The sequence below is a fragment of the Arachidicoccus sp. genome (assembly GCF_050436765.1).
Taxonomy (GTDB): domain Bacteria; phylum Bacteroidota; class Bacteroidia; order Chitinophagales; family Chitinophagaceae; genus Arachidicoccus.
This window is the reverse complement of the sequence record NZ_JBNQGD010000351.1, coordinates 1-1485: the sequence shown is the minus strand read 5'-3', so window position 1 is coordinate 1485 and position 1485 is coordinate 1. Positions and strand designations below refer to the sequence as shown.

At 30.6% G+C, this 1485-nt stretch carries 2 protein-coding genes; both read left to right on the top strand.

Translation table 11 applies throughout. From position 1 onward, the window contains the following. The coding region (locus ACQR30_RS15010) for a lipopolysaccharide biosynthesis protein (protein ID WP_429736555.1) at positions 1-1159 on the top strand (1159 nt) is incomplete at its 5' end. Between the two features lie 7 nt (positions 1160-1166). Beyond that, the coding region (locus tag ACQR30_RS15005) for a hypothetical protein (protein ID WP_429736553.1) at positions 1167-1485 on the top strand (319 nt) is incomplete at its 3' end.

Sequence of the window (1485 nt, the reverse complement as noted above, 5' to 3'; positions counted from 1 at the left end):
GTATTTAATCTTGTTTTTTTCGGCTCCTTTAATTGCTGATTTCTATTCAATGCCTAAATTAATTCCATTGACTAGAGTTTTGACTTTAAATATTATAATTTATTCATTTGCATTGGTTCAAAATACCCGATTAATTATTAAGTTAGATTTTCGAACTCTTGCAAAGGTCAATATTGCAGGGGTTCTTATTAGTGGTGTTTTTGCAATTATTATTGCTTATTTGGGATATGGTGTTTGGGCGCTAGTTTGGCAATCGCTTATTAGTTCTTTTACAATTGTAGCTTTCCTTTGGGGGTTTAGTAGATGGAAGCCATCTTTAAAGTTTTCAAAGCAATCGTTCAAGCAATTATTTTCATTTGGTTCAAAATTACTTGGGGCTAGTATCATTGCAACCGTATTTGATAATATATACAAAATATGTATTGGCAAATATTATGCAGCATCAGAATTGGGATATTTTACACAAGCAAAGCAATATACTGATTCCGCTTCTGTTACGGTCACAGATATTTTGAATAGAGTAACTTTTCCCATATTATCATCAATACAAGATGATGATAAAAGACTTGTTTCGGTATATAGAAAAATGCTAAGAATGACTTCATTTATTATTTTTCCTATCATGACCTGTTTGGCCATTCTTGCGAATCCTCTAGTAAGATTTCTTTTGACGGATAAATGGCTCCCTATTGTGCCTTTATTTCAGCTTTTATGTTTTGCAAGAATAGTATACCCAATTAGCGCCTTAAATAATACCATTTTAAATGTAAAAGGAAGGTCTGATTTATTTTTAAAACTTGATATTGTACACGCCGTTATCGCTTTTATTGTATTGTTTTTTACACTTTCTGTCGGAATCCATGCTGTAGTAACCGGACAGCTGTTTTGCGCAATTATTTATTTCTTTGTGGATGCTTATTTGCCTGGTAAATTATTTCATTTTGGGGTTTTTAGACAATTTAAGGAGTTAAGTAAAATTATGGTTGCTACTATTGCTATGTCAGTTATCACATATTATTCCTTAATTCTTTTCAGTTCCCCAATTGCAAAATTAATAGTAGGGGGGGGAACAGGAATTATTTCATATTTTGCAATTTCTTATTTTTTGAAAATAGAGGAAATTCAAGAATTCAAAAATTTATTAAAGCGGAAAAATTAGTTGATTTATGAAGAACTGGGAAAGGAATATTGTTTTTTACTATCCATCAAAAAAGATTGGCGGGGCACAACTTTTATTTGGTAGAATTGCAGAACAACTATCAAAGGATGGATTTGCTGTTACAATTTTAGATAATGGAGAAGGATTTATTAATAATTATTTGATAGAAAAAAATATTTCATTTTCCTATCAGTTAGTTTCACATAATTTGCATTACAATGCTGCAAAAAATGATATAATAGTCCTTTCACTTTCATACGCACTTATTTTCCCTAAATTTATAAATGCGCATCCCTCTTCAAAGTTTATTTTTTGGGATTTACATC